Source organism: Bradyrhizobium acaciae, from assembly GCF_020889785.1.
GTDB lineage: Bacteria > Pseudomonadota > Alphaproteobacteria > Rhizobiales > Xanthobacteraceae > Bradyrhizobium > Bradyrhizobium acaciae.
Window position 1 is genome coordinate 39,392 of the sequence record NZ_JACMYK010000008.1, and the last position, 17,955, is coordinate 57,346.

Below are 17,955 nucleotides of genomic sequence, written 5' to 3' on the forward strand. Positions count from 1 at the left end.
AAGCAGGGCTCGGCTGAGCATGCCTGATCAGACAACCGGAGAGCGCGCAGCGTCATGCGTCGACGCGATTACGACGATGGTAGAGGCACGCGAGCGGACGTCGGAGTGGGCCTGGATTTTGAAAGCGAGACGCGGGCGGCAACCGCGATCAAGGGGCGGGCGCGTCGACGAAAGTCTTGATCCGGTCTACCGCGAGAATGGAACGCCTGCGCTTTGTCCACCACGCGGGAAATTTCCTCAGGTGTGGCACCGGCGGCAGCGCCGGCGATCGTCATCGAGCCGATCCGACCCGATCAGATTGCGGGAAACTCCAACCCGAACGCGACGCCCCGGCTGGAGGGCACGAGACGGATCGTGCCGCCATGGGTTGCCATGACGGCCCGCGCGATGGCTAGCCCCATTCCGGTGCCGCCGCTATCACGACGAGTGGTGAAGAAGGCGTCGAATATCTTGTCGCTGTTGGCTTCGGAGACGGGGTCGCCGTCGTTGCTGACCGTCATTTTGACGGTGGAGACCTCGTCGGTCGCCTCGATCCGGACTGACGTCGCATTGTGACGGAACGCATTGTCGGCCAGATGCGCCAGAACGATCAGCGCCTTCTCGCCGGAGATCCCGATCGGGCGGTGGAGGCAACCGCTGGCCACGATGAGCCGTCCGGGAAAGCGGCTGTTCAGGTTCTCGATGACGGCGGAGAGCGTGGTTTGCTCGTTCTGCGGAGCGCTTTCCGCGCGGGCCAGCTCGCGCAGCCGCTGGCTCATCGCATCGAGCCGCTCGACGTCACCGAGGATGTTCGAGATGAAGCTTTGTTGCTCGGATCGGGTCAGCGTATCCGATTCGCTTTGAAACGAATCCTGCAACAGCTCGGCTGCGCCCCGGATCGATGTCAGCGGCGATTTCAGTTCGTGCGTCAGGTGTGCCGAAAAGGTAGCGATGTAGTCGGAGCGGTGCGACAGCTGCCGGGCCATGTCGAGAAAGCTGTCGGAGAGCTGGGCCAGCTCGCGGGTGCCATAGTGCCGCAGCGGCTTGAATGCATCGCGGTCGCCGCGGCCAATCCGCACGGCGCGGTCGACCAGCTCGCGCATCGGCCGCGTGACGGTGCGCGAGAACACCAGGCCGATGGCGATTGTTGCCAGGATGACGGCCATCGCGGCGAGCAGGAACTTGCCACGCTCCCGATACAGATGCTCGAAGATATTGCTTGGCGTCCGCGACGCATAGATCACGCCGGCGACGCGGTCATTGACGATGACCGGCATTGCCGAGAAGACGTGAACGCCGACGCCGCGGCTGATCGAATAGATCGGAGGCGGAGGTTTGTCGGGGACGCGGATGCGCAACGCTGCGCTATACTGGCCGCGCAGCGCTGCGGCCACCTCTTCGATATGGGCCAGCGATTGTCCGGCCTCCTGGCGTCCCGCGATGACGACGCCCTGCGGATCGAGAATCCGGAAGCCCGCGAGCGTCACCTTCTGGGTGTCCAGCACAAGGGGCATCAGCCGCGCACCGATTGCGACATAGGCCGGGTCTGCGGGCTTGGTCGCCGGCAGCGCGTCGGGCCGTCGCCTCAAGAGGTCGTTGCCGGCAAGATCGAGCTCGGGCCGGATTGGCGTCACCTGATCGCCAGGGTCCGGCAGCGCCTCAGTTGGAACTGCGGCGCCGAGCGGGATGTCATTGCGAAGCTGTGCGCGGACGTCCTGCGCATAGATCACGGCCAGCACACGACTTTGCGCGATCAATTCGGCCTGAGTTTGACGAATGAGCTGGTTGTCGTAGAGACGGAAGAAGAATAGCCCAAGTAGCGGGAGGACCGCGACAAGGGCGAGCACGGCAAAGATGATGAAGCTGAGCGACGGTCGCCACTTCTGGCGGGCGCGGAAGGACGTCATGCCTAAGGCTCGCACCGGCCGAGCTTGAAACCGACGCCGTGCACGGTCTCGATGACATTGTCGCAATTCACCGCGGCGAGCTTGGCTCTGATGTTGCGGATATGACTGTCGATGGTGCGGTCGGAGACCTGGATATTGAGCTGATAGGCGGCGCTCATGATCTGCTCACGGTTGAAGACTGCCACCGGTCGCGTCAGGAAGGTCCGCAGGATGCCGAACTCGATCGCGGTCAGGTGCAGCGGCATTCCGGCGAATGTTGCGACGTGCTGCTCAGCATCGACCCAGAGCTGTCCTTTGGTCAGCGCGCCAGGCTCCGGCGCGCCAGGTCGCGGCGTCAGCCGCCGCAGAATCACATTGACGCGCGCGACAAGCTCGCGCGGGCTGAACGGCTTGGTCACGTAGTCGTCGCCGCCGATCTCGAGCCCCAGAACGCGATCGATCTCATCGTCGCGGGCGGAGAGGAACAGGATCGGCACGTCGGATGATTTGCGAATCTCGCGGCAGACATCGAGGCCGTCGAATTCCGGCATGCCGATATCGAGGACGATCAGATCCGGCCGGTCATTTGAAAATCTGACCAGCGCTTCCTTGCCATCGCGCGCCTCGACCACGTTCATGCCCGCTTTCTTGAGAGCGACGCGGATGACCTCCCGGATATGCAGGTCATCGTCGACGATAAGAATGCGGTGGGTCACGCGTCCACTCCGAAACGAACGTAATCTAGCCTGCGGCCGCTCCTTGCTGACGATCCAGCAAGCGCTGGAGCCGCCAGCTGCGGAAGCCCCAGCTGCGCCATGAGGTCATCTGCTCGCGTTGCTCTTGTACAAGGCAATTGCGGCGGTAAACAAGGTTCGGATCGAAGGAGTGGAGCTGGAGCCCCCTGTCGATGGCCGGGAGCGCCTGCGGGCCGAGCCGGATCAGATAATCCATATCCAGGTTAACCCCGCTGCCCGAGGCTTCCCGGCTGTGACCGATGTTGTAGTCGGCAATGATGGCGGCAAAATTGATCAAGGAGCAGGTGTAGAGGACCATCGCCAATGTGACCAGGTTGGCGCGGATCAGCCATTCGTTCGAGCGCCGCTGGACGATGCGTACCAGGATCAGGACCAGCCCGAGCACGACCAGCAGCATCCAGACGAACGCCGCGATACGCCAATAGGTGAGCAGGTAGATCTGGACGTAGAGATCAAGCCGCAGCATCGCGGAGATGACCAGCAGGACATTCTGTCCGATCCAGAGGTAAACGAGCGATCGCATCACACGCGATCGCTCGGCAGGGCCGCCCGGCCGCATGGTCACCAGAACGAAACTCGCGGCGAGCAGCGCAGTGATGATCAGAGGATAGGCGCCGCGATGTGCGTACGATGCATAGGTGACATCGGCGGGCAGCGTGCCGTTGCCCCAGAGATAGATCAGGTCGAGGATGGTCTGGATCGAAAACAGCAGGTTGAACAGGATCAGCGAGCGCAAGATGGTGCCTGGGCCGAAGAAACTCAGGTCGGTCGAGCGGGGCGGATCGTTCGCGGTAGATCGGGGCCGTTCGTCCATCACCTCGATGCGGTTGCGCCATCGGATGTGGATGAAGGGCCAGACCAGCGCCAATGCCGCGATCCAAAATAACGTACGGCCGATGCTGAGATAGGAGGAGGGATCGCCTGGGTTCAGCTGATTGATCCATTTCGTCAGCAATGGGTTGGCCGCCATGAACAGCAGGACGAAGAGGCTTCCGAGCAGCAATGGTACGCACCACAGGGTAAAGCTCCTCGTGAGCACGGGCAAATTGAACGCGCGGATCGAGTCCTGGAATAATCTGATGGGGCCGACCAGATAGAGCTCGAGCAGGCAGGCGGCTCCTCTGACGAGACTGTCGAGATAAGGATTGGTCGTCAGCATGAGGGCCGCGCCGAGGGCAAGCGCGATGATGACGAGGGAGGCCGCGCTGAGCTCCTCGAGCGCTGGCAGTAGCCCGGCGAACGCGATCGCCCCGGCAAGCAGCAGTCGGCGATGCTCGAGATTGCCGAGGTTGACAATCAGCGACGCGCAGGTCAGCGCGATTGCGAAAATGACGACCGAGAGGCCGAGGCGCTGGTCGTAGAACAACCAATCGGCCAGTGCCGCGAGGGCAAATACCACCGCGATTTTCGCCGGCGGCAGATTGCTGTCGATTGATTGGGGCTTGGTCTCTGGTGGCGCAAGGCTTGTCATGATGACCTCGGGATCGAAGGGATGCGCAGGCTGAAGCGGGCGGAGTCCCTTGCTCCGGTATGGGATCCGACCCGCTGCTTGGCTCACCTTGACGCGTGCATGTGCAAACGGCTGGAGCGCGACCAGCAGGTGTTCAGGATTTTTATGCAGATGGCGTGCAGACGCGCCTTGTCGGCTCGCGCCGACGAGTCTCGTCTGATAGGGACGAAGCCGTTCGGCCTCTTCAGTCCCTCGTGGTCCCCATGCAAGTCAGCAAATGCGTCGGCATTACCCTGCTCTGGATCGCAGGCCTCGTCTTCGTCTTCGCGGGCATCAACAACAACGATCCGTATCTGGTCCCCTTGCGTGGGACAGGCAATGTCCTCTTCGTCGTCACAAGCAGCGCGGTCGTGCTCCTGCTGATTCGTCGCGGCGCGTGGCGCCGGCGGGCGTCGTCAGGGAAGCTACTGGTGATCCTGTGGTGCCTGCCGCCGCTGGCGATGCTGGCCGCGCACGGAGTGTTCGAAGTGCGGAAGCATCGTGTTCTCCAGACCGAACCGGTTCTCGCGCGGTCCCTCGGGCAGCATTTCATCGTGGGCTACCGATCGTTCGACGAGGTCGCGCAGCTGGCGGAGCAGGGATTCGTTGCGGGCATCTATGTGACCCGGCGCAACATTGCCGGCAGGACGGCTGACGCCTTGAAGGCAGAAATTGCAGGGCTACAAGCCAGGCGCCGTGCGGCGGGGCTGCCGCCGCTGACGGTCGCGACGGATCAGGAGGGCGGCATCGTTTCGCACCTCGCACCGCCGTTGACGAGGTTACCCGCGCTTGCCACGCTGGCCGAGCTGCCGCCGGACGAGCAAAGGGTAAAGGCTGAGGAGTTCGGCCGCATCCATGGACGGGAGCTGGCGTCGCTCGGCATCAACCTGAATTTTGCGCCGGTGCTCGATCTCCGGCCAGCGGCGAAGCGCAACCGGCTCGACTTCAATACGCTGATCAATCAGCGCGCGATCTCCGATGATCCGGCCAAGGTGAGCGCGATCGCCGGCGCCTATATCCAAGGCCTCGAGTCTGCGGGCGTGGGTGCCACCGTGAAGCACTTCCCGGGATTGGGGCGCGTGCGTGCCGACACGCATCATTTCACTGCCGATCTCTATACGCCGTCCGCCGAACTCGAGGCGTCCGACTGGCGTCCGTTCCGCGACGTGCTGGCAACGACCGGAGCGCGCCTGATGGTCGGGCATGTGGCGGTGAGTGCGCTTGATCCCGGACGGCCTGCGTCGCATTCGAAAGCCGTCGTCGATGGGCTGATCCGGAAGACCTGGAATTACCAGGGCATCGTCATGACGGATGATCTGGTGATGGGCGCGATCTATCAACACGATGTCTGCATCGCGGTCGTGGAGGCATTGAACGCAGGCGTCGATCTCTTGCTGGTTGCCTATGACGGCCTGCAGTTTTATCGCCTGTTCGCTTGCGCCACCGATGCAGCTGCGCGCGGGGGCCTCGACGGTGCAATGTTGCACGAGAGCGAGACGCGGCTGCGGCGCGCACTGCTGATCGATTAGGCTCCAGATTCAGGAATGGGCGCCGACGGCCGATTTGTTATCCTGCTGCTTCGACCACGAGACGTAATAGGCGACGGCGGTCATCGCAGCGATACCGGCGATGCTGACGGCGACCTGCCTTGCCAGCGAGTATGGGCCGGTAATCAGGATCAGATGCGCGGCGAAGGAGAGGAACACGCCGGCGCAGAACACGGCCAGCCATTCTTCGCCGCATTTGACGACAGGCTGCAAGGCGCAAGACCGCAGGTATTCCCAGTCTCGCGGCACCAGCCAGGTGAAGAGGAATGTCAGGGTCAGGAAATGCAGGATGCGGTGAGGGGCAACATCTTCCCGATCGTTCTGCAGGAGCACGTCGCTCAGCCCGCTCGGCACCATTTGGGCGAGTGCCGGAATCTCGCTGCTGGACACGATCGTCAGTGCGAACAGCAGGTACAGCAAGGCCGTGGCGCGCAGCGCGGGAATGGCCTGCATCGCGCGGATCGCGGGAGCATAGCGCGTGCCGATGAGCGCGAGCCAGCCACCCATCACGAACAGCAATTGCCAGCAGAATGGATTAAGATACCAGGATCCGTACTGATCTGATGTCAGGTTCCAGTCGAGGAGGCGGGCGGTCGCGTAAAGCGCCACCGACGCGAGAAGCGTCGCATTCGGTACGTACAGCAGCCCGAATACGACAACCGGCTGGAAGGCCATCAGGGCGATGATGAGTTGCAGCACGTCGAGATTGAGCGGCTTGGCTTGCAGGAACAAGCCGTAGATCAGGGTCCGGACCGGGTGGTCGATGAAGCCCGTGATGTTGAATTCGCTGATGATCTCAGGTGCCGCCGTCCGCGCGGCGACATAGCTGATCAACTCGACATAGATCACGAACAAAACGATATAGGCGGCATAGAGCTGCCATACGCGTTTGAAGATGCGGGTTGCAGCCACCACGAAGCCGCGTTCCAGCGCCATCCTGGCGTAGATGAGCGTCACCGCGTAGCCGCCGATGAAGACGAAAAGGTCGGTCGCGCCGCTGAAGCCGAAATTGCGCATCGTCAGCGCGCTGAGGAAATTGTGCGGAACGTGGTCGAGGAACAGAAACCAGTTCGCGATGCCAAGCAGCAGCGCGATCCTGAGATCGCCATCGGCTCGCGCGATCTCGGGATTTAATGTCGAAGTCATCTGAAGCTGAAAACTGCCGGCCCGAGAAAACGAAACGCCAATCTAAAGGGAACCCGCGCCCGGTCCGAATAGACTCTGCGTGAGCCCTATCTAGTCCGTTTCGGGTTCCGGCCAAGTGGCCGGTTCAAGAAAGATCACGTTTTCGCAATCGCCAATTGAGCGACCTCAGACCGGCTCGTGCTTGCGCAGATCGCGGGCGTGATCCAGCGTATTCGCCTGCAGATTGGTGCCGGTCAGGGGGATTTCCGGCAGGGCAGCCTCGGCGAGGATGTCGTCGGTGACATCCTCAACCGAGCGCTCGGCGACCTCGTGGATGAAGCTGATGTTGGTGTATTCCCCCGACGCAACGCGCGAGACGACCTCGCGCCGGGTCATTTCGGGATCGACGATCGCCTCGCGGCCACGGCGGCCATAGTCGATCATCACGACAAAATACTGCATTGCCTGACAGTTCGATGCGTTGACTTTCATAGGCCAGTATTTCCGATAATCGGAATTAAGTCAAGAGAAATTGCCGATAACCGGAAATTTCGGCGTGGGGTGCTCTGACGATTCGGGCCGAAGGCATCCGAATCGGCCAGGCCGCCCCCCCGACGCAGCCCCGCTATTTCTCGGACGACCGTCCGCCCTGTGACCGGCCAGATTTGCGGCCCTTCGCCGCCGTCTTGCCGCGCAGCCGTTCGATCTGACCGCGGGGCAGGGTGACGCAGATCTCGCCGATCCATTCGAGCTTTACGCCGTTGATCGGCTTGGCATTGAAGCTCTTGAGGTTGACGGTGCCGGAAGAACTGCCGCGTTCGATCGTCTTCAGATAGCGCTCGCCGCTCTTCAGCCGAACCGCGGCTTCCTCGCCGTAGAAGCTCGACAGCGGATACCGCTGCTCGCGGTACACCACGATGACATCGCCGTTCTCGTATTTCGGCAGCATCGAATCGCCCGAAACTTCGAAAGCGACGGTTTCCTCGGTCATCGGAAACGGAAGCTCGATCTCGCCGAGCCCCTCCGGCGGGACCTGCTCAAGCTCCGGCTGGATCGAGGCACCGGCGCCGACCCGGCCCACGATCGGCACCGAGTTCAGCTCCAGATATTCCATGATCGGGGCGATTTCCGATGCCTTGATCAACCGTATTCCCGACAGGATTTCGGACACCGCCCCGGCCCGAACCCCCATTGCGCGGGCAAGCCCGCCTTTGCTCTTCCCGGTCTTTTCCAGTGCCCGTTCGATCAGTGCCGCGTCTAGCATGTTTCGTCCTTTCCAAACCCCGATACATTACTACCGTTACGATTATCAGAAATCAAGCTTGACTTTTTCTTCGGAATATCGGAAGGTATGCGAGGCGCCGGCGGAATGACAAAAATGGGAATTTGGAATGGAAATGATGAACTGGCTGCCGGAGCATTCGGCTGCCTTGCAGGACCTGCGCGCCCGCGGCTTGTCCTATTCGGAAATCGCTGACGCGATCAACGCAACCTTCAATACGGCCTACACACGCAATGCGGCCCTCAGCCGGGCGCAGCGCATGGGTTTGGCGGGGCTCGACCGGTTCGAGCCGTCCCTGCCTGGGCACCTCGATCCACCCAGGCCGTCCGTGCCGGAGCTCCCGTGGATCGGGCGGCTGCGGGAAGGGCAGGCCGAACTGAAGGCTGATCTGCTTCGCTGGCCAAAAAATTTCACTGAAATGGTGGAGATGCCGCAACTTCGTTGCGCTGCGGTCGCGCCGCGGCACCTTTCGCTGCACGATCTGAAACGCGGGGACTGCCGCTATCCCTATGGCGGGGATGTCGAAGGCGAGACCATGACCTTCTGTGGCCATCCATGTCGGTCGGGCTCGAGCTACTGCGCTCCGCATTTTGACTTGAGCAGGGATCCCGAGGCCTCGGCGAGGCCGGTCCTGAACGATGCCTGGCTTCAAGCCGTTGGGGCCAGCTGAGGCACGATCATCTCTCGATCGACGAGACTTCAGTCCGCAATCGCAATCGCAACCGCGACCGCGCGGAAGGTGCCGCGCGCTCATCATCAGACATTTTGGAGGTCACCAATGCCGCGCCCAAAACGCCGGAAGCCGTACGATCCCGCTGGAATGCACGATCGACGCTCCCAGGATCTGCCCTTTAATGCCGAGGTGGCGACAGTCGCGGTCGACGATCCCCTTGCGCTCGAGTCGGGCGAGAAGATCGTTGCGTTCCGCTCGATACGTAACGATCCGCTCGGCCGGTTGCACGCGCACCGACAGATCGACGACACACAGTATCGCAGCGGTCGGGCCTTCCAGAACGACTGGGAGAAAGCCGAGCGTGGCCCTCGTGCGGTGGATACGACACGGGAATACGTCGATGGCGGTCAGCAACGTGAGGCGATCACCGAGGGGCAGCGCCAGGCGACCCTGCGCTTGAATCGCGCCGAGCATGAGCTCGGTGCCGATGGTTCGACGCTGGTGCATGACGTCCTGATTCTCGGCATGACCATGGAGCAGGTTGGGCAGCGGCGCGGACTGCGCACGCAGCGCTGGCAGGACTATTTCGCGCGGCGTCTCAAGGAATGTCTGGATCGGTTGGCGCTGATGTACGGGCTTGCCACGGCGAACCGGGTTCCCGCGAAGGACCGGCAATGCTGATCTGGAGTGATGTGCTCACGTGCCGGTTGCCGGGCAGGCATCCGGCACAGCTCGTCACATCGTATCACTGTGCTTTGCCTCACACTGAGCTCCATATCTGTCTGCAATGAGCGGTACGCCCGACCGTGTGTGTCGAAGGTGGTCGACAGCGGCGCGGACTCTCATGTAACTTCGCGCGCGTCGACGACCTGCCTGCATTCGAGCGCGGTGTGATTGCCTCTTGTGCGGGCGATGGTCTGGTACGTCCACAAGGGAGTTCGCAGCGGCTACCCCCGCCTATGTCTTATCCTGCATCGCGAACATCACGAGTAACGTGGGTCGATGCCGGCGCGGAGTCCGATTAATTCACCCAAGGAGAAGCGACCGATGAATCACACTGGAAACTGCTTTTGTGGCGCCGTCGAACTCAAGGTTACGGGGGAGCCTGAGGCGATGGGCTACTGCCATTGCCGTTCGTGCCGTTCCTGGTCCGGCGGTCCGGTGAATGCGTTCAGCCTCTGGAAGCCCGAGGCGGTCGAGGTTACCAAGGGCGCCGGTCATATCGCGACATTCGAAAAGACCGCGATGAGCCAGCGCAAATATTGCACCAAATGCGGCGGTCACCTGATGACCAATCACCCGACGCTCGGGCTTGTCGACGTGTTCACGGCAACAATCCCGACGCTGAAATTCAGCCCCGGCGTTCATGTCAACTATTCCGAGGCGGTGCTCCCGATACGCGATGGTTTGCCGAAGCTGAAGGATTTCCCCGCCGAGTTCGGCGGCTCCGGCGAAGTGATCGCCGAATAGAGCGACTGCTCCCGATGGGGAAAGCGGGTAGCGACAGGGCGTCGCTACCCGCCGATGTACGTTCTTTCACCAACCGGACGCCTTGAAATATCCGTTGTCCAGCGTTTCCCTGACGTTCCGGTCGTCCGACCCGTGCCGGTGCTGCTGGCACCGCCGGATCCTCATGGTCGCTGACAGCCATGTCAGACGAAGGTCCCGCCCTGCAAAATCCGGGTTTGGTTTTGGTGATAGGCTTCCGCTAAAAGGCGAACTGTGCCGGTCTTACCAATGGCCGCGGTATTTCGCCTGACAAAATAACAGAGGAAGCGTCAGATCATGACCAGACCAGAATTGCCGGAGCGCACGCCGCGCGGGGAGGGAGTTCCGACGGCGCTCGATGGCCTGCTGGTTGTCGATTTCACCCGCGTCGTTGCCGGCCCGGCCTGCACGCAAACGTTGGCCGACTTCGGGGCCGAGGTCATCAAGATCGAGAATCCCGACGGGGGTGACGACACGCGCGCCTACGAGCACGCCGAAATCGGTGGGGAGAGCGCGGCGTATCTAAGCCTCAACCGCAACAAGCGCGGCATTGCGCTTGATTTCAACAATCCGGCCGCGCTCGACGTTGCACGCGCGTTGATTGCCAAGGCCGACGTCGTAGTAGAGAATTTCTCCGGCGGCGTGATGAAGAAATTCGGTCTCGACTATGCGTCGGTGGCGCCAACCAATCCGCGGCTGGTCTATTGCTCCATCTCGGCCTACGGCCGCAAAGGCGATTTCGCCCTACGACCAGGCTTCGACCCGATCACACAGGCTGAAAGCGGCTTCATGTCGCTCAACGGCTTTCCTGATGGCGAGCCGGTGCGCACCGGTCCGCCGATCGTGGACATGGCAACGGGCATGTCGGCCTGCAACGCCATCCTGCTGGCACTGATTGCGCGCGACCGGCTTGGTCGCGGCCAGCAGGTCGAGGTCGCGTTGATCGACACCGCCGTGTCGATGACCGGCTTCTACGGTATGGCCTATCTCATCAACGGTAACAATCCCGGCCGTTTCGGCAACTCTCCGAACGGCTCGCCGACCGTCGGCGTCTACCGGGCGTCGGATGGTCCGCTTTACATGGCCTGCGCCAACGACCGGCTCTATCGCCGGCTCGTGACCGACGTATTGGAGCGCCCGGATCTCGTCACCGACCCCGAGTTTGCTCACCGCAAGAATCGTACCGCCAACAAGGAGAAGCTGCGCGCCATTATTGCCAGCGTGTTTGCGAGCGACACGCTCGAGAACTGGATGGCCAAGATGAAGAAGGCCAACATCCCGGTTGGCTACCTGCGCACGGTCGAGGAAGGATTCAACGCACCCGAGGTGCGCGATCGCGATCGCCTGAGCAACATCGCACATCCAACTGCCGGCTCGGTTCCGAACATCGAGTCGCCGGTCAATATGAGCCTGACGCCGACGGTCGATCCCGTTGCGGCTCCGCTGCTCGGTCAGCACACACGCGATGTGTTGAGCAAGACGCTTGGCTACGACGATCGGCGCATCGCCGCATTGGCGGAGGCGGGCGCGTTCGGCAAAGCAGGGAATACCGGCTAGCGCGGCCATCCTGCACCAAAGCCAGATATTCGCGAAACCACCCCATAGCGGGCGAGAGGAAAGCCTCTCGCCTCGCCCGACGTCGTTCGGACGTCACAGGCCCCCGGCGCGTGCCGGCGGCGTACGAGCCGGAACCGGCCGGTTTAGGGAGCTCAGTTCGGCTTGCTGCGCAAGTTGTTCCTTGGCATACTTTCAACTTCTTCGGGCTCCGCCCGATCAATCTCGAGGCGTGCCATCCTGAGTATCAGGGTTGCCGTGGTGAGGCCGAGGCGTTCGGCCTCTTGCGCTGCGGTGTCGACCTTCTGGGCCAAGCCTTCACGTTTACCTGGGTATGCCATTCGTAATCCTCACTTAAGGTGCGAGATGAAAAATCCCACATATGTTGCAGAGCTGCAGAAAAAGCTCGGAGCTCCATCGAGCGAAACACTGGAAAGCCTGCGACTGCTGAAGGCTTTCCTTCGACTTGCGCCCGACCAGCGTTCCGAGGTCATCGAGCTGGTCGAACGTTTGGCGGTTGACCCGCCGCGCGATCCTTCACTGTCCTGAGGTGTTCGCGTTTTCCCTGGATGTCAGTTGTTCATCGCCCTCGCAGGCGGCTGCGTCGCGATCACGTAAATTGCGCCACCCTCGAGCGCTTCGGATTGATGCCGGGTTCCGGCAGGCAGCATGATGGTGTCGCCGGCGCCGACCACCCGCTCACCGCCGTCCCAGATGAAGTTCAGCCGGCCACTGATGATCATCAGGATTTCATCGACCGGATGAGTATGGAAGTGATGCACCTTGCCGGCAGCATCATGCTGCAGCTCGACGGAGCCCTGGGCCGGGAGCAGGTTCAGGATCTCCCGGTCGATGGCAAATTCGGTCTTCGTGCTTGCGATGATCTGGGTCATGCTGCCTGTTCCTTGTTCGCGATAGCTGGCGTCTTGTTCTGCGCGAGCTTGGCGAAGGGGCAGCCACCGCTCGCGTTGTTGTCGTCATGCAGGAAATACTGCTTGTATTCGCGGCCCTCGGTTGCGCCGTAGCGGCCAAGGAGCGGAGAGGGGCTCGCGCTGTCATAAGGGATCAAACGCTTGCGCACCTCGGCGAACGCGGCAGCCGCCGCCTTTTCGGTTCCAAGTATCTTCTCGAACACCCAGCGCGGCTGGAACGTGAGCATGAAGGCGCTGGAGCGGCGGCTCTGTCGCATCACATGCGCGGGGGTCGTGCAGACCACGAAGATCGGCTCGCCCGCAAACGAGAATTCCCACATCGGGTGGTCGATCTGCTCCGGAATCTCTGATGGCCAGGGGGTCTTGTCCAGGCGCGCGAGCTGGTCGAGCGTCAGCCACATCTTGCGATAATAGGCGTCGAGCGTCTGCACCGGGCGAGGCCGCGTGAAAACGATCAACGAGGTGTTGGGGCCGAACGAGCGGGCCTCCGACACATACTGTGCGAGTTGATCGCCGAGCACCGCGACGTCATACGGGTCGAGGAACAGGTAGCGGAGCTGATCCTGGCGATGCCCGGTCACCCCGAATACGCAAGGAAACGGTCTTGCCTCGCTGCTCATCTGCGCTTCAAACTCGGAGAACATCACGCTTTGCCAGCTGCTGACCGGAAAGGTTGACGCAACTTCGCTTTTTCTCAAGAACAAGCGCTCCATAACACCCCCTACACTCATAACGACACTAACGAGCTATCAACTTGCTTCTCATCAGCAGCGGTCCGGCAATGCCCGGCAGCGACATGAGAAGCAGAATGACAATCAATGCGCTGTAGCCGCCGTCGCCGATCACGGCCTTGTTGTGCACGGCGTCCGTCCCGGAGGCGTGGCTCGCGGCAAGCATTGCGAAGCCGATGATGGGCTGTGAGATGCCGGCGAATATCCCCGCAGCCGTGGTGTTCACGGAAGCACCGACACCGATCAGGTCGGTGGTGTAGAGCTTCTTGACGCATTTCAGGACCAGCGGGACGGTGCCGCCGGCGATGAGGCCTAAGGCCGTGAACACGACGGTGACGTAGGCGAGGCCAAATGTCTGGGCGATCGGCGGCAGCAGCATCGCGATCAGCAGCATGCGCAACACGCAGATGCCGATCAACGCGCGGTCGAGCGCCGCTGCGGCGCGATCGGCGGCATGACCGAGGAAGATCGAGCCGAGCGCGTTGCCGATCATGAAGGCGAGCAGGGGTGTGCCCGCAGCGGTCGGAGAGATATTGAATAAATGCGCGACCATCGGAATGCCCCAGACACCCGACAGCGTCGTTACGACCGCGAAGTGCGATGCAAACGTCATCGCGCAACCCCAGTTCGCGATGTGGGCCAGCGCTTGCCGCGCAGCCGTCACGATGACCTTCAGCGTCTTGTTGCTCTGCGAGGCCGGATCGGGCTTGAGCGCGAGCTTGGCGAAGGCGAGGTTGGCGAGGCCAATGCAGGCGATGAAGAGGAAGCAGGCGCGCCAGCCGAACCCGGAGACCGCGGCCGCGAGCGGCGTGGTTGCGATCACGCCTCCGACATAGCCGGAGACCTGCGAGATGCCCGACATCATGCCGAACCGTTCGTCCGCAAAGCTTTGCGCGACCAGCTTCAGCAGTGCGGTAAACACCAGTGCATCGCCGCAGGCGACGATCAGGCGCGCAGCAAAAACATCGAGCAGATTGGGTGCGAGCGCGAACGCCGCGCTGCCGAGCGACGAGGCGACCATGCTGACGAGGACGACGCGCTTGACACCGTAGCGGTCGACCAGAAGGCCGGCCGGGATCTGCATCAAGGTGTAGCCCCAGAAGTAGCTCGAGGCGAGCATCGCAACACCGGCCGCGTCGGTGTTGAAATCGTGCATGAAGCTGAGGCTTATCGATTGCGGCGACACGCGCTGCAGGAAGGCGATGGCGTAGGCGATGGCGACCGCTGTCCAGGCGAGATAAGCGCGATCGGTGAATCGCGACGTCGGGGCGTAAACTGCTTGTTGTCCGAGCACCGACATCAAACCCTCGCGTAGCCGACCGAGAAAAGGGCATCCGCTGAATTCGGAATCTTGCGCGACATCGCGGCATCGACCAGCAATGCGGTGCCATGATAGGCCTGCCGATGGTGCTTAATATGGCCGTAAGCGCCACGCATGATCATGTCGGGCAATTCGAGCGGCTTGCCCGGATAGAGCGAGGTGCACATCTCGATACAGGCGGCCTGCAACGCCGGATCTTGCGCATCATCGAGCAACGATGGAGACACTTTTTCGCAAATCTTAGCGTTCGCCGCCCAGACGATCGGATTGCGGGTCCGCCAGCCGTAGAGCACGTTGCCGTCGGCTCTCTCGGCGGCGCCCGAACATTTCAGGACTTCCAATGTGAAGAAGCCGTAGAAGCCGCGGCCCTGGTGCGCCGGGAGCACTTCCGTGCCGCTGCGATAGATTCCAAGTCCGGCCGACATCTGCAGGATGCGGTAGACCGAGAAGGCTACGAGCCCGGAGCCGTCATAGACGAGGATCAGGCTGTACTTCCGGTCGAACGGCGAGGAGGTTGCTGTCCAGTGCGGCTCAGTGGCCTGCCAGTTGACGGCAATGATGCCGTTCATGGCGTCCATCAGCGGCTGACGGTCGCAGGCTTCGATCCGGGAGGCATCCGGTAAGCTGTAGATCGCGTAATCCGTCCACGGCGATTTGATCGCCTGGTACCCGCTGCCCAGATTTCGCGACATGGCAGAACTCCAGAATTCCATAGCGAGCTATACAGGGCGGCCTCGAATGGCTTAAAGGACAATATGCCCTCGAAAACTGCCAAAGCGCCGCGGCCGGAGCCGCGCGACACGAAAGCGATGCGATCGATCGCGATCGTTGCCTTTCCGGGTGTGACCTTGCTCGACATCTCGGGTCCGGCGCAGGTGTTCGCAGAGCTGGAGGCGATTGAGCTGCCCGGGCCCGGCTATTCGCTGTCCTATCTGTCGACCTCAGGCGGATTGGTGCCGACCGATGTCGGCATGATGATCGACACGGCGCCGATCGACAGTCTTGCGCCCGCCGGGGTCGACACGCTGGTGATCCCGGGCGGGCCGGGCATCTGGAAGATCCGCAACGACACCAAGTTGATGAACTGGATCGCGGAGGCGCTGCCGAAGGCGCGCCGTATCGCGTCGGTATGTCTCGGCGCCTTTGCGCTGGCCTGGACAGGAATTCTGGACGGCAAGCGGGCTGCAACGCATTGGCGCTATTGTCCCCGTCTGCAGGACAGCTTCCCGAATATCCGCGTCGAGCCCAACGCCATCTTCGTCAAGGACGGACGGGTCTGGTCGTCGGCCGGCGTCAGCGCCGGCATCGATCTGGCGCTCGCCATGATCGAGGAGGATTTCGGCCACACCACCGCGCTCGATGTCGCGCGCAGGCTTGTCGTGTTCCTGAAGCGACCCGGCGGTCAGAGCCAGTTTTCGACCGTCCTTGCGGCCCAGGCGTCGGACGTCGAAGGCCGCTTCAGCGCGCTGCATGCCTGGATCATCGAGAACATCACTGATGATCTCAAGGTCGAGACGCTCGCGGAGAAGGCCGGCATGACGCCGCGCACGTTCGCCCGGACCTATGTCAGCCGCACCGGCATGACACCTGCGAGCGGCGTTGAGGCGCTGCGCGTGGAGACAGCGCGCCTGCTGCTGGAAAGCCGGCAGATCGGCGGGGTCGTGGAGGTCGCCAAGCGCGCGGGGTTCGGCGACGACGAACGAATGCGGAGGGCCTTCCTGCGCCACCTCGGCGTGTCGCCGACCGAGTACCGAAACCGGTTCTCGGGCAGCTAGCTCGCCTCAGGCGAGCTCGGTTCGGACGCGGTGCATCGCGTCGCAAGCGGATCTATCTCGCAAGCGAATAGCTGTTCTTCGCTGACCGGATTCGTCGCTCAGGTGGTAGCTTTTCCGGTTTGTCTGCGGCTAATGTGCCGGCCAAATCGGGAGAAGAAACACCATGAATGACGGGACCCCCATTCGGCAGGCGCGCAATGTCGAACTCGGCGCCAGCGGCGAGGAATTCCAGAACCTGCACGAATTCGCGCAAAAGGCCCGGACCAGGCTGAACCAGAACGCGTGGGACTACATCGTCGGCGCCTCCGAGACCGAGACCACGATGCGCCGCAACAGAATGGCGCTCGACGAGATCGCATTCCGGCCGCGCGTCCTGCGCAACGTCATCAATGTCGATCCTTCCACCGAGCTATTTGGACGCAAGCTCCGGCTTCCGGTGATGATCGCTCCGGTCGGTGCGCTCGAGATCTTCGATCCGGATGCGGGCGCGGCCGTCGCGCGCGGAGCGGGAACGTTCGGTGCCACGCATATGCTGAGCTCGGTGTCCGAGCCTGGGCTGGAGAGCACTGCCAAGGCGGCGCCTGACGCCTTGCGCATCTTCCAGCTCTATGTGCGGGGCGATGATGCCTTCGTCGAGGATGTGGTCAGCCGTACGATCGACAATGGTTACGCCGCGTTCTGCCTCACGGTGGACACCGCCCATTACAGCCGGCGCGAGCGAGACATCGCCAAGCGCTACGTCCGCGAAAGCCGCATCCGCGCCACCGGCGGCGATTTCCAGAAGGGGCTGGAATGGCGGACGGTGAAGTTGATCAAGGACAAGTTCAAGATTCCGCTGATACTCAAGGGAATCGCCACTGCCGAAGATGCAAGGATCGCCCTCGATCACGGGGTCGACTGGATCTACGTCTCAAATCATGGCGGACGCCAGCTCGACCATGGCCGCGGATCCATGCATGTGCTGCCCGAGATCGTTCAGGCGGTCGCCGGCCGTGCCAAGATCATGGTCGACGGTTCGATCTGCCGCGGCACCGACATCGTGAAGGCCATCGTCTCGGGCGCCGACCTGGTCGGGATCGGCCGCCTGCAATGCTGGGCGCTCGCCGCGGCCGGCGAGGCGGGGATCGTTCGCATGCTTGAGTTGCTCGAGGACGAGGTGATCCGCTGCCTTGGGCTGCTCGGCGTCACCAGCTTTGCCGAACTGGATAAGTCCTACCTGCATCCGGCGATGCCGACCAATCTGCCGAGCGTGTTCAGCGCATTCCCGCTGCTCGATATCGACCCCTATCGTTATTGAGCGGCTGCGAGAGAGGCATGACGCGTTCGGGGTGCGGAACACCTCGATCGCGTGCGCCATCAACCTGTGGCGTTCACGAAGCCGCCGCGGCTCAGACAAAGTCTGATCCAAATGCCGCGTT

Annotated in this window: 19 protein-coding genes; 8 read left to right on the plus strand and 11 right to left on the minus strand. The window is 62.3% G+C overall.

What is annotated here, in order from left to right; genetic code table 11:
* Positions 1-293: 293 nt before the first annotated feature.
* The 3 genes from H8A92_RS06165 to H8A92_RS06175 are packed head-to-tail and all read right to left on the minus strand — an operon-like array spanning position 294 to position 4,091.
* The gene (locus tag H8A92_RS06165; protein WP_229194950.1) at positions 294-1,886 is read right to left on the minus strand and encodes an ATP-binding protein; all 1,593 of its coding nucleotides are present in this window, start codon (positions 1,884-1,886) and stop codon (positions 294-296) included.
* A 2-nt stretch (positions 1,887-1,888) separates the two neighbouring features.
* On the minus strand, positions 1,889-2,581 hold the full coding sequence (locus H8A92_RS06170) for a response regulator transcription factor (protein ID WP_229194951.1): 693 nt from the start codon (positions 2,579-2,581) through the stop codon (positions 1,889-1,891).
* A gap of 25 nt (positions 2,582-2,606) precedes the next feature.
* Positions 2,607-4,091 (minus strand): DUF4153 domain-containing protein, encoded by a 1,485-nt coding sequence (locus H8A92_RS06175; RefSeq protein ID WP_229194952.1) that lies wholly within the window; start codon positions 4,089-4,091, stop codon positions 2,607-2,609.
* Between the two features lie 242 nt (positions 4,092-4,333).
* Between H8A92_RS06175 and H8A92_RS06180 the strand changes: the two genes are divergently transcribed.
* Complete coding sequence (locus H8A92_RS06180; protein ID WP_229195012.1) at positions 4,334-5,638, plus strand: glycoside hydrolase family 3 N-terminal domain-containing protein; 1,305 nt, start codon at positions 4,334-4,336, stop codon at positions 5,636-5,638.
* A gap of 9 nt (positions 5,639-5,647) precedes the next feature.
* Here the strand turns inward: H8A92_RS06180 and H8A92_RS06185 are convergent, their stop codons facing one another.
* From H8A92_RS06185 to H8A92_RS06195, 3 genes are all read right to left on the minus strand, one after another.
* Positions 5,648-6,802: an OpgC domain-containing protein gene (locus H8A92_RS06185; RefSeq protein WP_229194953.1), complete on the minus strand. Its 1,155-nt coding sequence runs from the start codon at positions 6,800-6,802 to the stop codon at positions 5,648-5,650.
* A 165-nt stretch (positions 6,803-6,967) separates the two neighbouring features.
* The gene (locus tag H8A92_RS06190; protein WP_229194954.1) at positions 6,968-7,243 is read right to left on the minus strand and encodes a hypothetical protein; all 276 of its coding nucleotides are present in this window, start codon (positions 7,241-7,243) and stop codon (positions 6,968-6,970) included.
* A gap of 163 nt (positions 7,244-7,406) precedes the next feature.
* Complete coding sequence (locus tag H8A92_RS06195) at positions 7,407-8,045, minus strand: LexA family transcriptional regulator (RefSeq protein ID WP_163156165.1); 639 nt, start codon at positions 8,043-8,045, stop codon at positions 7,407-7,409.
* A 127-nt stretch (positions 8,046-8,172) separates the two neighbouring features.
* On the opposite strand from H8A92_RS06195, the gene H8A92_RS06200 reads away from it, so the two are divergent.
* The 4 genes from H8A92_RS06200 (at position 8,173) to H8A92_RS06215 (ending at position 11,781) form a co-directional block, all read left to right on the plus strand.
* Positions 8,173-8,733 (plus strand): GcrA family cell cycle regulator, encoded by a 561-nt coding sequence (locus H8A92_RS06200; protein ID WP_229194955.1) that lies wholly within the window; start codon positions 8,173-8,175, stop codon positions 8,731-8,733.
* Positions 8,734-8,841: 108 nt separating this feature from the next.
* Entirely contained in the window at positions 8,842-9,417 is a 576-nt protein-coding gene (locus H8A92_RS06205) for a DUF6456 domain-containing protein (protein WP_229194956.1), read from the plus strand.
* A gap of 366 nt (positions 9,418-9,783) precedes the next feature.
* Positions 9,784-10,206 carry a GFA family protein gene (locus H8A92_RS06210; RefSeq protein WP_229181328.1) on the plus strand — a complete coding sequence of 141 codons (423 nt, stop codon included), beginning with the start codon at positions 9,784-9,786 and terminating at the stop codon, positions 10,204-10,206.
* 312 nt (positions 10,207-10,518) lie between these two features.
* A complete protein-coding gene (locus H8A92_RS06215) occupies positions 10,519-11,781 on the plus strand; it encodes a CaiB/BaiF CoA transferase family protein (protein WP_229195013.1) in 1,263 nt (420 codons plus the stop codon).
* A gap of 152 nt (positions 11,782-11,933) precedes the next feature.
* Here the strand turns inward: H8A92_RS06215 and H8A92_RS06220 are convergent, their stop codons facing one another.
* Positions 11,934-12,119: a hypothetical protein gene (locus H8A92_RS06220; protein WP_016847356.1), complete on the minus strand. Its 186-nt coding sequence runs from the start codon at positions 12,117-12,119 to the stop codon at positions 11,934-11,936.
* Positions 12,120-12,144: 25 nt separating this feature from the next.
* On the opposite strand from H8A92_RS06220, the gene H8A92_RS06225 reads away from it, so the two are divergent.
* Positions 12,145-12,327 carry a hypothetical protein gene (locus H8A92_RS06225; RefSeq protein WP_163157983.1) on the plus strand — a complete coding sequence of 61 codons (183 nt, stop codon included), beginning with the start codon at positions 12,145-12,147 and terminating at the stop codon, positions 12,325-12,327.
* A gap of 23 nt (positions 12,328-12,350) precedes the next feature.
* On the opposite strand, the gene H8A92_RS06230 is transcribed toward H8A92_RS06225, so the two are convergent.
* The 4 genes from H8A92_RS06230 to H8A92_RS06245 form a co-directional block, all read right to left on the minus strand.
* The gene (locus H8A92_RS06230; protein WP_229181329.1) at positions 12,351-12,671 is read right to left on the minus strand and encodes a cupin domain-containing protein; all 321 of its coding nucleotides are present in this window, start codon (positions 12,669-12,671) and stop codon (positions 12,351-12,353) included.
* The gene (locus H8A92_RS06235; RefSeq protein ID WP_229194957.1) at positions 12,668-13,354 is read right to left on the minus strand and encodes a YqcI/YcgG family protein; all 687 of its coding nucleotides are present in this window, start codon (positions 13,352-13,354) and stop codon (positions 12,668-12,670) included. Before H8A92_RS06235 ends, H8A92_RS06230 begins: the two co-directional genes overlap by 4 nt.
* Positions 13,355-13,448: 94 nt before the next feature.
* Positions 13,449-14,741, minus strand: a complete 1,293-nt coding sequence (locus H8A92_RS06240; protein WP_229194958.1) for an MFS transporter — start codon at positions 14,739-14,741, stop codon at positions 13,449-13,451.
* The gene (locus H8A92_RS06245) at positions 14,741-15,454 is read right to left on the minus strand and encodes a hypothetical protein (protein ID WP_229194959.1); all 714 of its coding nucleotides are present in this window, start codon (positions 15,452-15,454) and stop codon (positions 14,741-14,743) included. The genes H8A92_RS06240 and H8A92_RS06245 overlap by 1 nt, the downstream gene beginning before the upstream one ends.
* Positions 15,455-15,517: 63 nt before the next feature.
* Here H8A92_RS06245 and H8A92_RS06250 point away from each other — a divergent pair, with 63 nt between their 5' ends.
* Positions 15,518-16,537 carry a GlxA family transcriptional regulator gene (locus tag H8A92_RS06250; RefSeq protein WP_229194960.1) on the plus strand — a complete coding sequence of 340 codons (1,020 nt, stop codon included), beginning with the start codon at positions 15,518-15,520 and terminating at the stop codon, positions 16,535-16,537.
* 163 nt (positions 16,538-16,700) lie between these two features.
* Positions 16,701-17,834 (plus strand): alpha-hydroxy acid oxidase, encoded by a 1,134-nt coding sequence (locus H8A92_RS06255; protein WP_229194961.1) that lies wholly within the window; start codon positions 16,701-16,703, stop codon positions 17,832-17,834.
* The last annotated feature ends 121 nt before the right edge of the window (positions 17,835-17,955 follow it).

Bases quoted from the DNA above. Each gene is read 5' to 3' on its own strand.
- H8A92_RS06165 (WP_229194950.1), bottom strand. From the start codon at position 1,886: ATGACGTCCTTCCGCGCCCGCCAGAAGTGGCGACCGTCGCTCAGCTTC.
- H8A92_RS06175 (WP_229194952.1), bottom strand. From the start codon at position 4,091: ATGACAAGCCTTGCGCCACCAGAGACCAAGCCCCAATCAATCGACAGC.
- H8A92_RS06180 (WP_229195012.1), top strand. From the start codon at position 4,334: ATGCAAGTCAGCAAATGCGTCGGCATTACCCTGCTCTGGATCGCAGGC.
- H8A92_RS06185 (WP_229194953.1), bottom strand. From the start codon at position 6,802: ATGACTTCGACATTAAATCCCGAGATCGCGCGAGCCGATGGCGATCTC.
- H8A92_RS06190 (WP_229194954.1), bottom strand. From the start codon at position 7,243: ATGCAGTATTTTGTCGTGATGATCGACTATGGCCGCCGTGGCCGCGAG.
- H8A92_RS06195 (WP_163156165.1), bottom strand. From the start codon at position 8,045: ATGCTAGACGCGGCACTGATCGAACGGGCACTGGAAAAGACCGGGAAG.
- H8A92_RS06200 (WP_229194955.1), top strand. From the start codon at position 8,173: ATGGAAATGATGAACTGGCTGCCGGAGCATTCGGCTGCCTTGCAGGAC.
- H8A92_RS06205 (WP_229194956.1), top strand. From the start codon at position 8,842: ATGCCGCGCCCAAAACGCCGGAAGCCGTACGATCCCGCTGGAATGCAC.
- H8A92_RS06210 (WP_229181328.1), top strand. From the start codon at position 9,784: ATGAATCACACTGGAAACTGCTTTTGTGGCGCCGTCGAACTCAAGGTT.
- H8A92_RS06220 (WP_016847356.1), bottom strand. From the start codon at position 12,119: ATGGCATACCCAGGTAAACGTGAAGGCTTGGCCCAGAAGGTCGACACC.
- H8A92_RS06225 (WP_163157983.1), top strand. From the start codon at position 12,145: ATGAAAAATCCCACATATGTTGCAGAGCTGCAGAAAAAGCTCGGAGCT.
- H8A92_RS06230 (WP_229181329.1), bottom strand. From the start codon at position 12,671: ATGACCCAGATCATCGCAAGCACGAAGACCGAATTTGCCATCGACCGG.
- H8A92_RS06235 (WP_229194957.1), bottom strand. From the start codon at position 13,354: ATGTTCTCCGAGTTTGAAGCGCAGATGAGCAGCGAGGCAAGACCGTTT.
- H8A92_RS06240 (WP_229194958.1), bottom strand. From the start codon at position 14,741: ATGTCGGTGCTCGGACAACAAGCAGTTTACGCCCCGACGTCGCGATTC.
- H8A92_RS06245 (WP_229194959.1), bottom strand. From the start codon at position 15,454: ATGTCGCGAAATCTGGGCAGCGGGTACCAGGCGATCAAATCGCCGTGG.
- H8A92_RS06250 (WP_229194960.1), top strand. From the start codon at position 15,518: ATGCCCTCGAAAACTGCCAAAGCGCCGCGGCCGGAGCCGCGCGACACG.
- H8A92_RS06255 (WP_229194961.1), top strand. From the start codon at position 16,701: ATGAATGACGGGACCCCCATTCGGCAGGCGCGCAATGTCGAACTCGGC.